The sequence below is a fragment of the Enterobacter cloacae complex sp.6700776 genome (assembly GCF_048284255.1).
GTDB classification, from domain to species: domain Bacteria; phylum Pseudomonadota; class Gammaproteobacteria; order Enterobacterales; family Enterobacteriaceae; genus Enterobacter; species Enterobacter intestinihominis.
In genome coordinates, this window is sequence record NZ_JBLVYK010000064.1 from 1 (window position 1) to 429 (window position 429).

A 429-nucleotide genomic window follows, 5' to 3' on the forward strand; every position below is an offset into this window, starting at 1 on the left:
GTTTAATGTTAGCAGTATGACGGTAAATAAAGCGATTTCTGAACTCAGTCAAAAAGGCATCTTAAATCGGATTGCAGGAAAAGGGACTTTTGTCGCCACTCAAAAGCATGAGCTTCCCGTCACTAAAGCCTTTGATATTTTTGATGAAATTTCAGTTAGTGGGAATAAATATGCTGGTCACCAGTTACAGCTAAAAATCATCCCTGCCACCGCAGAAATTGCCCTACAACTTGGTGTCACAGAAGGCAGCGATATTGGCTACTGCAAAATGCTACATTTTGAAAATGACATTCCGCTGATGCTAGAAGAACGCTATGTAAATCATGGGATTGCCCCTGAATTTGTTCAGCAGCATTTTGGCAATAGTGAAACCCCAAGCGGCTATTTACAGCGCCATTTCCCTGTTAGTGAAATGGAGCACACCATTGA

1 protein-coding gene is annotated in these 429 nt (G+C 41.7%); it reads left to right on the forward strand.

All coding sequences use genetic code 11. The features are described 5' to 3' along the window. Nucleotides 1-16: 16 nt before the first annotated feature. On the forward strand, nucleotides 17-429 hold a 413-nt coding region (locus ACNQ0T_RS23230), incomplete at its 3' end, for a UTRA domain-containing protein (RefSeq protein ID WP_417930387.1).